The following is a 12,008-nucleotide window of genomic DNA, read 5'->3' on the forward strand; positions in this document are numbered from 1 at the left end:
AATGGGGCAGGGCTATAGAGTCCCTGTGGGGCCTGCCCGCGAAGCAGGAGAACCGGTGCATAGCACGGGCTTTGCCCGTGTTCGCCGGCGCGTCCGCTCCCACAAGGTGCATGGTGTGTTCAGAGTGCCTGTTGCTCGATCAACGCCAGGCACCGCTTCACGATCGGGCTTACATCACCCTTGCGCCGGCTGAGGATGATGGGGCTGACGGCGCCGCTATCAAGCAGGCCGACATACTCTATATCGGGACGGTGCTGCTGCTGTACCGATGCTGGCACCAGGGTCACCCCGACGCCAACCGCTACCAGGCCGATGGCGGTCTGCAGTTCGTTGGCCCACTGGCTGACACGAATGCTCATGCCGTGGTGGGCGAACAGCGCCAGCACGTGGTCGGCATAGCTGGGCCGGGGATTGGCCGGGTAGAGGATGAACGCTTCGCCAGCCAGCTGGGCCAGACTGAGCGGGCTGCCCGCCAGGGGGTGGCCCTTGGGCAGCACGGCCACCAGCGGGTCCTCGCACAGCACCTGCTGGTGAATCACCGGGTCGTCGATGCGAATGCGGCCGAAGCCAATGTCGATACGCCCGCTTTTCAGCGCCTCCACCTGTTGCAGTGTGGTCATCTCGTTCAGGCCCAGTTCCAGCTCGCTGTCCTGGCGAAGTTCGCGGATCAGCTCCGGCAGCACGGTGTACAGGGTAGAGGGCGCAAAACCGATGCCCAGCCACTGGCGCTGGCCCTGGCCGATGCGGCGGGTGTTGTCGCTGATGTTCTGCAACTGCTGCAGCACGGTGCAGGTCTGCTCGTAGAAGAAGCGGCCGGCTTCGGTCAGCCGCAGCGGACGTTCGCGCACCACCAGCAGGGTGCCGAGCTGGTCCTCCAGCTGGCTGATCTGCCGGCTCAGGGGTGGCTGGGCGATGTGCAGCAGCTCGGCGGCGCGGGTGAAGTTCAGGGTCTCGGCCAAGACTTTGAAGTAACGCAGGTGGCGCAGCTCCATCAGACCTCCAGGGTATGGTGGGAGATTCATTTGATATTGGACGGTCGTCAGGGTCTCGCGCAATCCTTCAACAATCAAGTAAACGCATCGCTCGGGCCTACGACTGTAAGCCCGACCTGACGGGACCTGGCAACAATGACAAGCGCGCTGATTGAACACATAGATGCAATTATCGTCGATCTCCCGACCATTCGCCCGCACAAGCTGGCGATGCACACCATGCAGCAGCAGACCCTGGTGGTATTGCGACTGCGCTGCAGTGATGGCGTGGAAGGCATCGGTGAAGCCACCACCATCGGTGGCCTGGCGTATGGCTACGAAAGCCCCGAAGGCATCAAGGCGAACATCGACGCGTACCTCGCCCCGGCGCTGATCGGCCTACCGGCAGACAACATCAATGCCGCCATGCTCAAGCTGGACAAGCTGGCCAAGGGCAACACCTTCGCCAAGTCCGGCATCGAAAGCGCCTTGCTCGACGCCCAGGGCAAACGCCTGGGCCTGCCGGTCAGCGAACTGCTGGGGGGCCGCGTGCGTGACAGCCTGGAGGTGGCCTGGACCCTGGCCAGCGGCGACACCGCCCGCGACATCGCCGAAGCCCAGCACATGCTGGACATTCGCCGGCACCGCGTGTTCAAGCTGAAAATCGGCGCCAACCCGGTGGCCCAGGACCTCAAGCACGTGGTCGCGATCAAGCGCGAGCTGGGTGACAGCGCCAGCGTGCGGGTCGACGTCAACCAGTACTGGGACGAGTCCCAGGCCCTCCGCGCCTGCCAGGTATTGGGCGACAACGGCATCGACCTGATCGAGCAGCCGATTTCGCGCATCAACCGTGGTGGCCAGGTGCGCCTGAACCAGCGCAGCCCGGCACCGATCATGGCCGATGAGTCGATCGAAAGCGTCGAGGACGCCTTCAGCCTGGCCGCCGACGGCGCCGCCAGCATCTTCGCCCTGAAAATCGCCAAGAATGGTGGCCCGCGCGCGGTGCTGCGCACTGCACAGATCGCCGAGGCCGCAGGCATCGCCTTGTACGGCGGCACCATGCTCGAAGGTTCGATCGGCACCCTGGCTTCGGCCCACGCATTCCTCACCCTGCGCCAGCTCACCTGGGGTACAGAGCTGTTCGGGCCGCTGCTGCTGACCGAGGAGATCGTCAACGAGCCGCCGCAATACCGCGACTTCCAGCTGCACATCCCCCATACCCCAGGCCTGGGCCTGACGTTGGACGAACAGCGCCTGGCGCGCTTCGCTCGTCGCTGACAAGCAAGGAGATAACCATGTTGTTCCACGTGAAGATGACCGTGAAGCTGCCGGTCGACATGGACCCGGCCAAGGCCGCCCAGCTCAAGGCCGATGAAAAGGAACTGGCCCAGCGCCTGCAGCGCGAAGGCACCTGGCGCCACCTGTGGCGCATTGCCGGGCATTACGCCAACTACAGCGTGTTCGATGTGCCCAGCGTCGAGGCGTTGCATGACACGCTGATGCAGCTGCCGCTGTTCCCGTACATGGACATTGAGGTCGACGGCCTGTGTCGGCATCCCTCGTCTATTCACAGCGACGATCGCTGATTCGCACCTGTATGCCTGACAAGAACAATACGAGGTAAGCACGATGACCGTGAAAATTTCCCACACTGCCGACATTCAAGCCTTCTTCAACCGGGTGGCTGGCCTGGACCATGCCGAAGGAAACCCGCGCTTCAAGCAGATCATTCTGCGTGTGCTGCAAGACACCGCTCGCCTGGTCGAAGACCTGGAAATCACCGAGGACGAGTTCTGGCACGCCGTGGACTACCTCAACCGCCTGGGCGGCCGTAACGAGGCAGGCCTGCTGGCTGCTGGCCTGGGCATCGAGCACTTCCTCGACCTGCTGCAGGATGCCAAGGATGCCGAAGCCGGCCTTGGCGGCGGCACCCCGCGCACCATCGAAGGCCCGTTGTACGTTGCCGGGGCGCCGCTGGCAGAGGGCGAAGTGCGCATGGACGACGGCACTGACCCAGGCGTGGTGATGTTCCTTCAGGGCCAGGTGTTCGATGCCGACGGCAAACCGTTGGCCGGTGCCACCGTCGACCTGTGGCACGCCAACACCCAGGGCACCTATTCGTACTTCGATTCGACACAGTCCGAGTTCAACCTGCGTCGGCGTATCATTACCGATGCCGAGGGCCGTTATCGCGCGCGCTCGATCGTACCGTCGGGGTATGGCTGCGACCCGCAGGGGCCAACCCAGGAATGCCTGGACCTGCTCGGCCGCCATGGCCAGCGCCCGGCGCACGTGCACTTCTTCATCTCGGCACCGGGGCACCGCCACCTGACTACGCAGATCAACTTTGCGGGCGACAAGTACCTGTGGGACGACTTTGCCTATGCCACCCGTGACGGGCTGATCGGCGAACTGCGTTTTGTCGAGGATGCGGCGGCGGCGCGCGACCGCGGCGTGCAAGCAGAGCGCTTTGCCGAGTTGTCATTCGACTTCCGCTTACAGGGTGCCAAGTCGCCTGACGCCGAGGCGCGAAACCATCGGCCGCGGGCGTTGCAGGAGGGCTGAGTTCAAGGTTATGTCACTGTGATTTTGCCTGGGGCTTTCCGTGCGGGGAGGTCCCGGGCTTTTTGTCGTCAGGGGCGGGTGATCTAGAATCGTCTTTTTGTTCAGGCCTCCTACACCATGCTCCCCATCGCGCTGCTGCCAACCACCCTCGACCAGGCTTCGCTGATCCGCAATCTCTACCAGTTCTATTGCTACGAGTCCTCCGACTGGGAGCAGGAAGACGTCGAGGCGGATGGCCGTTTCTACATCCACGAGGAGCACCTGCAACGCTACTGGCAGGACGACGGCTGGGGCGCGTATCTGGTGCTGGTGGACGGATTCATCGCCGGCTTCGTCCTGGTCGAGCGTAGCGAACTGCCTGGCATCGATGCGCAGGAACTTGCCGACCTGTTTATTTTGAAGAAGTATCGTCGCCAGGGCATCGGCCAAGCGGTGGCGTTGCAGTTGCTGAGTGGCGAGGGTGACTGGCTGCTGCGTTGCTACGCGCAGGATCTGCCCGCCGTGGCTTTCTGCAATGCCGTGCTGGCGAGCCTGCCGCGGCCGGCGCAGGCTATCCCCTTGGGGGATGAGCCGGACTTGCTCAATTTCCTGGTGACCGGTACCCGCCATTGAGGGGGGGCGCCTGTTCGTTGGTGTGGATAAGGGATAGCGCCATTTTTGTGATGTGCTTCACAAAATGCTCGCGAGCGGCATAATGCCATCATCGCTTTCCAAGACCCGGCCGCCGCTTGCCGGGGTCCCTTTTCATGCGCTTCGAAGGTTCAGGTAAAGTTCATGTCGCTCGCAGCAAACCCCGACATCATGTACCGGCTGTTGATCCAGAGCGTGGTGGATTATGCCATCTACCTGCTCACCCCTGAAGGTATCGTCGCCAACTGGAACCCCGGCGCCCAGCGCGCCAAGGGGTACCGTGCCGAGGAAATCGTCGGCCAGCATTACTCGTTGTTCTACACCGATGCCGAGCGCGTAGCCGGGTTGCCGGCGTTAAACCTGGAGCAGGCGCGCAGCACCGGACGCTTTGAAGAAACGGGCGCACGCCTGCGCAAGGATGGGACGGTCTTCCACGCCCATGTGGTCATCGAAGCGGTGTACGACGATGCCGGGCAACTGGTGGGTTACGCCAAGGTCACCCGCGACATTTCCGAACGCCACCGCCAGGAGCTCGAACTGCTGCAGGCCAAAGAGCTGGCCGAGCAGTACAGCCAGGAAATGGCCAAGCTTTCGCAGTTTCTCGATTCGGTGATTGCCAACATTCCCGCGAGCGTCATCGTCCAGGACCTGGAAAGCCAGCGCATCCTGTTGGCCAACCAGCAGGCCGAACGCCTGTTCGGCGGGCCGCAGCGCAGCATGATCGGCCAGTTGCCCAAGGAATGCCTGGCGCCGGCTGCCGGTGACTACCTGGAGCAGCAATTCGTGCGGGGTGCCCGCAGCACCAAGGGACACGCCGCCGAAACGCGCGTCGAGACCGCCCGTGGCCCTCGCACCCTGCGCAGCCGTACCCTGCTCAGCCAGAGCCGCGAGGGGCAGGCCGATTACGTGTTGTTCGTGGCTGAAGACGCCACCGAAGAGCTGGCCGCCCATGCGCAGATCCATCACATGGCGCACCATGACGCGCTCACCGGGTTGCCCAACCGTACGCTGTTCCACGAACGGCTACGCCAGGCCCTGTTGCGCGGCAGCGAAAACGCCAAGCTGACGGCTGCCCTGTGCCTGGACCTGGACAACTTCAAGAACATCAACGACTCCCTTGGCCATGCGTTTGGTGACAAGTTGCTACGCGAGTTGGGCAAGCGTCTGCGCCGCGAACTGCGTGAGCACGACACCTTGGCCCGCCTGGGGGGCGACGAGTTTGCCGTGGTGCTGACGGGCCTGGAGGGGCGGGATGCCGCGTGTAACACCGCGCAGCGCCTGATCAAGGCCATCAGCCCGCCATTCCAGATCGAAGGGCATCAGTTCGTGGTGGGGGTGAGCATCGGCATCGCCATCGCGCCTGATGACAATGACCAGGCAGAGCAACTGTTGGGTTACGCCGACATGGCCCTGTACCAAGCCAAGCGTAACGGCCGTAATCGTTATGAATGCTTTGATGTCGAACTGGACGTTGCCGCCCGTCAGCGCCGCCTGGTGGAAACCGACCTGCGCACAGCGCTGCACCTGGGGCAGTTGCAGTTGCACTACCAGCCGGTAGTCGATCATCAGACCAGCAGCGTTACCGGCTATGAGGCGCTGCTGCGCTGGGAACACCCGACCCGTGGCATGGTCATGCCGATGGACTTCATCCCCATTGCCGAAGAAACCGGGTTGATCCACGAGTTGGGCAACCGTGCGCTGAATCTGGCCTGCCAGGAGGCGGCCAGTTGGGACAGTGAGCAGACGGTGTCGGTCAACCTGTCGGCGGTGCAGTTCAAGAACGGCGATCTGGTGCATACCGTCGCCCTCGCGCTGGCCGACTCGGGCCTGCCGCCGCAGCGGCTGGAGCTGGAAATTACCGAGTCGGTACTGCTGGGCAACAGCGAGGAAAACGTGCGCACCTTGCGTGCGCTGAAAGACCTGGGCGTGTCCATTTCACTGGATGACTTTGGTACCGGCTACTCATCGTTGGGCTACCTGCGTTCGTTCCCGTTCGACCGGATCAAGATCGACAAGTCGTTCGTGCATGACATGTGCGACAGCCGCGAGGCCATGTCGATCATTCGCGCCATTACCGAGCTGTCCAACAGCCTGATGATCAAGACCACGGCCGAAGGCGTGGAGTCGGAGGAGCAGATGCGCCGGCTCGCGGCGGAAGGCTGTTCGCACTTCCAGGGCTACTTTTACGGGCGGCCGGCACCGGCGAGCGAGCGGTTGAAGCAGGTCATCACGCAAGAATAATGAGTTGCGCGGCCCCTGGCAGGCGCGGCCTCAGCTGTTCCAGTCCGGGGCAAACGGCGGGCTAACCACGCGCTGGTCTTTCGGCAGCCCGGCAATGGCTGCGCGGTCTTCGTCATCCAGCTGCACGGTCAACGCAGCCAGGTTGGCCAGCTGGTTTTCGCGGCTGCTGGCTTTGGGGATCGCCGCCACGCCGTCCTGGTCCAGCAGCCATTTCAGCGCGACCTGGCTGGGCAGTACGCCATGCTTGCGGGCAATCGCCTGGATCACCGGCTGCGCCGCTGCCTGGCCGCGTGCCAGCGGGGTGTAGGCGGTGAGCAACAGGTCATGGCTGCGAGCGAAGTCGAGTAGCGGTTGCTGGCTGAGCAGAACATGGTATTCCACCTGGATCGCCGACAACGGCGCGCCCAGGGTTTCCACCACCTGGCGCAGTAACCCCAACGGGAAGTTGGCCACGCCAATGTGCCGCGCCTTGCCTTCGTCACGCAGGGCTACCAAGGTGTCGATGCTGCGGGCCAGGTCCCAGTCTTTGCCTGGCCAGTGGATGTGGAACAGGTCGACCTGTTCGGTACCCAGCGCACGCAGGCTGTCTTCCAGCGACTGACGCATGGCGTTGGGCTCCAGGCGGTCCCACCAGACCTTCGTGGTCAGGTGGATCTGCTCGCGTGGCACGTCGCTGTCGCGCAGCGCCTGGCCAACGGCTGCTTCGTTTTCGTAGGCGGTGGCAGTGTCGATGTGCCGGTAACCCACGTCCAGTGCCTGGCGCACGGCCTGGGTGCATTCACTGCCGGTCATTGGCCAGGTGCCCAGGCCGATGGCGGGCAGGTCCAGGCCGGTGCGGGTGCTGAGCCTTTGCATGTAAATTCCTTGTAGGGTGGGCAGGGGTCGGTCGATGGTCGGCGATCGACAGTGCACGGGCCATGCTTACAAGGTGAAAAGTGGTCGATCACCGAACAGAAATTGCACTTGGCCGGGGCAAGCGGCAAATGAACTTCCTTATGCTGCGGCATCTCTTCTAGAATCCCAGCTGTTACATCCGCGAGGCAATGCCTGCGCGGTCTTCCTTGGGCGGGGCATGTTGCCGCGCCGTCATCGAGAGAGCCATGAGTTCCAGCACACCGCTGTCCGGCGTCAACCAACCCCTGCGTGGCATCGCTTTGGTGGTGGTGGCGACGTTCCTGTTTGCCAGCCACGATGCCTTGTCCAAATTCCTGGGTGGCCTGTACCCGATAGTCATGGTGGTATGGGCGCGTTATGTGGTGCACACGCTGCTGATGGCCGGTATCTTCCTGCCCAAGTCTGGGCTCAATGTATTGCGCACACGTCGGCCGGTACTGCAGACCTTGCGGGCCCTGAGCCTGCTGAGCACCAGCCTGCTGTTCACGACCGGTTTGCAATACCTGCCACTGGCCGAGGCCACGGCCGTCAACTTCCTTGCCCCAGTGCTGGTCACCGCGCTGTCGGCGCCGCTGCTCAAAGAGCGAGTGACAGTGGGGCAGTGGGTGGCGGTGGTCATGGGCTTTATCGGCGTGCTGGTGGTGGTGCACCCGGGTGGGGCGATGTTTACCCCGGCCATTCTGTATCCGTTCGGCTCGGCGTTGGGCTTCTGCTTCTATCAGTTGCTGACGCGCATTCTGGCGGCGCATGACAGCCCGACCACCAGCAACTTCTACGCGGGGCTGTGCAACACCTTGGCAATGAGTGCGCTGGTGCCGTTCTTCTGGGAAGTGCCGCGCTGGGACCATGCCCTGTTGATGCTGGCACTGGGCGGCTTTGGCATGACTGCGCACCTGCTGCTGACCCAGGCCTTCCGCCATGCGGCGCCGGCGTTGCTGGCGCCGTTCAGCTATTGCCAGATCGTGTTTGCCGGGTTGCTTGGCTTCGTGGTGTACAGCCAGGTGCCGGATACCCTGAGCCTGGTGGGGATTTTGGTGATCTGCCTCAGTGGGCTTGGCGCAGCGTGGATGCAGCGCAGCAAATAGCAGTTGCGTACTTCAGGCTTTACGGCCGGTAGCAACAGCGTTGTGCTGCGAAGAGGGCATCACGGCGTGGCCATGAACTGCAGGATGCGGTCGCGCAGCCAGCGCTCGGCGGGGTCGTTGTCCTGGGCGCCGCTCCAGACCATCGACAGCTCGGCCTCGGTGATGTCGAACGGCGCTGGGTCGGCGCGCAGGCTGCCGTCGTCGGCGAGGGCACAAGCGGCATAGTCCGGCACCGTGGCGATCAGCTCGGTGTTGCGCAGCAGGGCGCGCAGGCTACCGAACTGCGGCACCGCCAGCACCACCTTGCGGCAGCGACCGATGCGTGCCAGGTCGAGGTCGATGTTGCCGCTCATGTCACCGGAAAACGACACCATTACGTGCGGGCGGGCGCAGTATTCGTCGAGGGTCAGCGGCCCTGGGCGGTCGTCGGCGCGCAGCACCCGTACACCGATGTCGCGCAGCTTGCGGCGCTTGGCGGTGGCCGGCAGGTCGGTGGTATAGCTCACACCTACCGAGATCTCGCCGCTGGCCAGCAGGCCCGGCATCAGCAGGAAATTGGCCCGCCGCACTACCACGCTAATGGCGGGGGCTTCTTCACGCAGGGCCTGCAGCAGGGCCGGAAACAGGCCGAACTCGGCATCGTCAGAAAGGCCCAGGCGGAACACGTTGCAGCTGTTGGCCGGGTCGAACTGGCGGGCGCGGCTGATGGCGGCGGAAATCACGTCCATGGCCGGGCCCAGTTCGGCAAAGATCTGCATGGCCCGTGGGGTGGGTTCCATGGCCCGGCCGCTGCGGATCAGCAGCGGGTCGTCGAACAGCTCGCGCAGGCGGGCGAGGGCGGCGCTGACGGTGGATTGGGTGATAAACAGCTTTTCACCCACGCGGGTCAGGTTGCGCTCGATCATCAGGGCTTCGAACAGCACCAGCAGGTTCATGTCGACGTGGCGCAGGTCGTTGCGGTTCATGAGGGCTCGGCGTCCTGGGCAAAGGGTATGGCTTTGTATTGAAGCATGGTGCAGGGCCCTGTGCCTTGTATGGATGTGCCGGCCTCATCGCGGGCTTGACCGCGATGAGGCCGATACAGGCCTGCGCCTGACAGAGCCAGCCTATCAGGCTCCAACAGCCACTCTATTAGAACTCTGCCCAAGCTCGGCTAGTCTTTCTCGTGGCCCCGCGAATTCCGCGACAGGGCAGCGCGTCAGCACCTGCGTGCAAGACCGTGCCCCCCCCGCCGTGACAGCTTCGCAAGCCCCGTGTACACCTGATGAGGGGTAGTACGAGCCCACCCGCTCGGCTGAAAGAACACTGGCATAGACCGGAAATCTGGATAACCGACCCAAAGGTACCCGCAGATGTCGAACGAATCGAAATGCCCGTTCCATCAAACCGCAGGTGGCGGCACCACCAACCGTGACTGGTGGCCTGACCAGCTCAACCTGAGAATTCTTCACCAGCATTCCTCCAAGTCCAGCCCCGACCCGGACTTCGACTATGCCAAGGCGTTCAAGAGCCTCGACTTTCAGGCCCTGAAGAAAGACCTGACCGCCCTGATGACCGACTCGCAGGATTGGTGGCCGGCCGACTTTGGCCACTACGGCCCGTTGTTCATCCGCATGGCCTGGCACAGCGCGGGCACCTACCGCATTGGTGATGGCCGCGGTGGTGCGGGCTCTGGCCAGCAACGCTTCGCCCCGCTCAACAGCTGGCCGGACAACGTCAGCCTGGACAAGGCCCGGCGCCTGCTGTGGCCGATCAAGCAGAAGTACGGCAACAAGATTTCCTGGGCCGACCTGATCGTACTCACCGGTAATGTTGCCCTCGAGTCCATGGGCTTCAAGACCTTCGGCTTCTCCGGCGGGCGTGCCGATGTGTGGGAGCCGGACGAAGACGTGTACTGGGGGTCGGAAAAGGTCTGGCTGGGCGGCGATACCCGTTACGGCAAGGATCAGGTCAAGGCGCAGCCGCCGGGGCAGGGTGACCTGGTGGCCGAGCCGGCCAAGCATGGTGAAGAGCAGAATCGCGACCTGTCGGCCGAGCGTAACCTGGAAAACCCGCTGGCCGCCGTGCAGATGGGCCTGATCTACGTGAACCCGGAAGGCCCGGAAGGTAACCCCGACCCCGTGGCTTCGGGCAAGGACATCCGTGAAACCTTTGGCCGCATGGCCATGAACGATGAAGAAACCGTGGCCTTGATCGCCGGTGGCCACGCGTTCGGCAAGACCCATGGTGCCGGCCCCGCCGACAACGTCGGCCCCGAGCCGGAAGCGGCAGGCCTGGAAATGCAGGGCCTGGGCTGGCACAACACGTTTGGCTCCGGCAAAGGCGGGGATACCATCACCAGTGGCCTGGAAGTGACCTGGACCTCCACCCCGACCCGATGGAGCAACGAATACCTGAATAACCTGTTCGACTTTGAGTGGGAGCTGACCAAAAGCCCGGCCGGCGCGCACCAGTGGCGGCCAAAAGACGGCAAAGGCGCCGGAACAGTGCCCGATGCACACGATCCCGGTAAAAGGCATGCACCGTCGATGTTGACCTCCGACCTGGCATTGCGTTTCGATCCGATCTACGCGCCGATCGCCCGCCGTTTCAAAGACAACCCTGAGCAACTGGCGGATGCTTTTGCCCGTGCATGGTACAAGCTGATCCACCGCGACATGGGCCCGCTGTCGCGCTACCTGGGCCCGGAAATGCCCAATGAAGAGTTGCTGTGGCAAGACCCGTTGCCCAAAGCTGACCCATCCACGATCAGCGAGCAAGACATCGCGGCCCTCAAGGCCAGGATCCTGGCCTCGGGTTTGAGCGTGGGCGAACTGGTCTCCACCGCCTGGGCATCCGCGTCGACCTTCCGCGGCTCCGACAAGCGCGGTGGTGCCAACGGCGCACGTTTGCGCTTGGCGCCACAGAAGGACTGGGCTGCAAACCAGGGCGTGGACAAGGTGCTGGCGGCATTGGAGAAGATCCAGGGCGAGTTCAACAACGGCGGCAAAAAGGTTTCCCTGGCCGACCTGATCGTGCTGGCCGGTACCGCGGCAGTCGAAAAAGCTGCCAAGGATGCGGGCTACAGCGGCAGCGTAGGGTTCCGCCCAGGCCGAGTCGATGCGTCCCAGGAGCAGACCGACGTCGAGTCGTTCGCCGTGCTGGAACCGCTGGCCGACGGCTTCCGCAACTTCACCAAGGCACGCTACAGCGTCAAGGCCGAGAAACTGTTGCTGGACAAGGCGCAGTTGCTGACCTTGACCGCGCCGGAACTGACCGTGCTGATCGGTGGCCTGCGGGTGCTCGGCGCCAACCATGGTGGCAGCAACCTCGGCGTGTTCACCGACAAGCCGGGGACGCTGAGCAACGACTTCTTCCGCAACTTGCTGGATATGAGCGTGGAGTGGAAACCGACCTCGGCGGACAACGAAACTTTTGAAGGCCGCGACCGCAAGACCGGGCAGGTGAAGTGGAGCGGTAGCCGGGTCGATCTGGTGTTCGGTTCGCATGCCCAGTTGCGGGCGTTGAGCGAGGTGTATGGCAGCAGTGATGGGGGGGACAAGTTTGTCCGCGACTTTGTGGCCGCCTGGCAGAAGGTCATGGAGCTGGACCGCTTTGATTTGAAATAGCGTTGCCTGGCGGG

Annotated in this window: 10 protein-coding genes; 7 read left to right on the forward strand and 3 right to left on the reverse strand. The window is 63.5% G+C overall.

Going from position 1 to position 12,008, the window contains the following annotated elements:
* Positions 1–119: 119 nt before the first annotated feature.
* Entirely contained in the window at positions 120–992 is an 873-nt protein-coding gene (gene catR / locus REH59_RS11850; protein ID WP_014860020.1) for an HTH-type transcriptional regulator CatR, read from the reverse strand.
* A 135-nt stretch (positions 993–1,127) separates the two neighbouring features.
* Here catR and REH59_RS11855 point away from each other — a divergent pair, with 135 nt between their 5' ends.
* The 5 genes from REH59_RS11855 (at position 1,128) to REH59_RS11875 (ending at position 6,407) form a co-directional block, all read left to right on the forward strand.
* Positions 1,128–2,249 carry a muconate cycloisomerase family protein gene (locus tag REH59_RS11855; RefSeq protein WP_003256112.1) on the forward strand — a complete coding sequence of 374 codons (1,122 nt, stop codon included), beginning with the start codon at positions 1,128–1,130 and terminating at the stop codon, positions 2,247–2,249.
* Between the two features lie 17 nt (positions 2,250–2,266).
* On the forward strand, positions 2,267–2,557 hold the full coding sequence (gene catC, locus REH59_RS11860; protein WP_003256111.1) for a muconolactone Delta-isomerase: 291 nt from the start codon (positions 2,267–2,269) through the stop codon (positions 2,555–2,557).
* A 43-nt stretch (positions 2,558–2,600) separates the two neighbouring features.
* Positions 2,601–3,536 carry a catechol 1,2-dioxygenase gene (catA, locus tag REH59_RS11865; protein WP_014860022.1) on the forward strand — a complete coding sequence of 312 codons (936 nt, stop codon included), beginning with the start codon at positions 2,601–2,603 and terminating at the stop codon, positions 3,534–3,536.
* 117 nt (positions 3,537–3,653) lie between these two features.
* Positions 3,654–4,148: a GNAT family N-acetyltransferase gene (locus REH59_RS11870; RefSeq protein WP_014860023.1), complete on the forward strand. Its 495-nt coding sequence runs from the start codon at positions 3,654–3,656 to the stop codon at positions 4,146–4,148.
* A gap of 162 nt (positions 4,149–4,310) precedes the next feature.
* On the forward strand, positions 4,311–6,407 hold the full coding sequence (locus REH59_RS11875; RefSeq protein WP_014860024.1) for a putative bifunctional diguanylate cyclase/phosphodiesterase: 2,097 nt from the start codon (positions 4,311–4,313) through the stop codon (positions 6,405–6,407).
* Between the two features lie 30 nt (positions 6,408–6,437).
* On the opposite strand, the gene REH59_RS11880 is transcribed toward REH59_RS11875, so the two are convergent.
* Entirely contained in the window at positions 6,438–7,262 is an 825-nt protein-coding gene (locus tag REH59_RS11880) for an aldo/keto reductase (RefSeq protein WP_003256107.1), read from the reverse strand.
* Between the two features lie 245 nt (positions 7,263–7,507).
* On the opposite strand from REH59_RS11880, the gene REH59_RS11885 reads away from it, so the two are divergent.
* The gene (locus REH59_RS11885) at positions 7,508–8,386 is read left to right on the forward strand and encodes a DMT family transporter (RefSeq protein ID WP_003256106.1); all 879 of its coding nucleotides are present in this window, start codon (positions 7,508–7,510) and stop codon (positions 8,384–8,386) included.
* A 59-nt stretch (positions 8,387–8,445) separates the two neighbouring features.
* On the opposite strand, the gene REH59_RS11890 is transcribed toward REH59_RS11885, so the two are convergent.
* Entirely contained in the window at positions 8,446–9,351 is a 906-nt protein-coding gene (locus REH59_RS11890; protein WP_003256105.1) for a LysR family transcriptional regulator, read from the reverse strand.
* Positions 9,352–9,738: 387 nt separating this feature from the next.
* Here REH59_RS11890 and katG point away from each other — a divergent pair, with 387 nt between their 5' ends.
* Entirely contained in the window at positions 9,739–11,994 is a 2,256-nt protein-coding gene (gene katG / locus REH59_RS11895) for a catalase/peroxidase HPI (protein ID WP_014860026.1), read from the forward strand.
* The last annotated feature ends 14 nt before the right edge of the window (positions 11,995–12,008 follow it).

Origin of the sequence: Pseudomonas sp. BO3-4, from assembly GCF_034044115.1 — a bacterium.
In the GTDB taxonomy this organism is placed as follows: Bacteria; Pseudomonadota; Gammaproteobacteria; order Pseudomonadales; family Pseudomonadaceae; genus Aquipseudomonas; species Aquipseudomonas alloputida.

Bases quoted from the DNA above. Each gene is read 5' to 3' on its own strand.
- catR (WP_014860020.1), bottom strand. From the start codon at position 992: ATGGAGCTGCGCCACCTGCGTTACTTCAAAGTCTTGGCCGAGACCCTG.
- REH59_RS11855 (WP_003256112.1), top strand. From the start codon at position 1,128: ATGACAAGCGCGCTGATTGAACACATAGATGCAATTATCGTCGATCTC.
- catC (WP_003256111.1), top strand. From the start codon at position 2,267: ATGTTGTTCCACGTGAAGATGACCGTGAAGCTGCCGGTCGACATGGAC.
- catA (WP_014860022.1), top strand. From the start codon at position 2,601: ATGACCGTGAAAATTTCCCACACTGCCGACATTCAAGCCTTCTTCAAC.
- REH59_RS11870 (WP_014860023.1), top strand. From the start codon at position 3,654: ATGCTCCCCATCGCGCTGCTGCCAACCACCCTCGACCAGGCTTCGCTG.
- REH59_RS11875 (WP_014860024.1), top strand. From the start codon at position 4,311: ATGTCGCTCGCAGCAAACCCCGACATCATGTACCGGCTGTTGATCCAG.
- REH59_RS11880 (WP_003256107.1), bottom strand. From the start codon at position 7,262: ATGCAAAGGCTCAGCACCCGCACCGGCCTGGACCTGCCCGCCATCGGC.
- REH59_RS11885 (WP_003256106.1), top strand. From the start codon at position 7,508: ATGAGTTCCAGCACACCGCTGTCCGGCGTCAACCAACCCCTGCGTGGC.
- REH59_RS11890 (WP_003256105.1), bottom strand. From the start codon at position 9,351: ATGAACCGCAACGACCTGCGCCACGTCGACATGAACCTGCTGGTGCTG.
- katG (WP_014860026.1), top strand. From the start codon at position 9,739: ATGTCGAACGAATCGAAATGCCCGTTCCATCAAACCGCAGGTGGCGGC.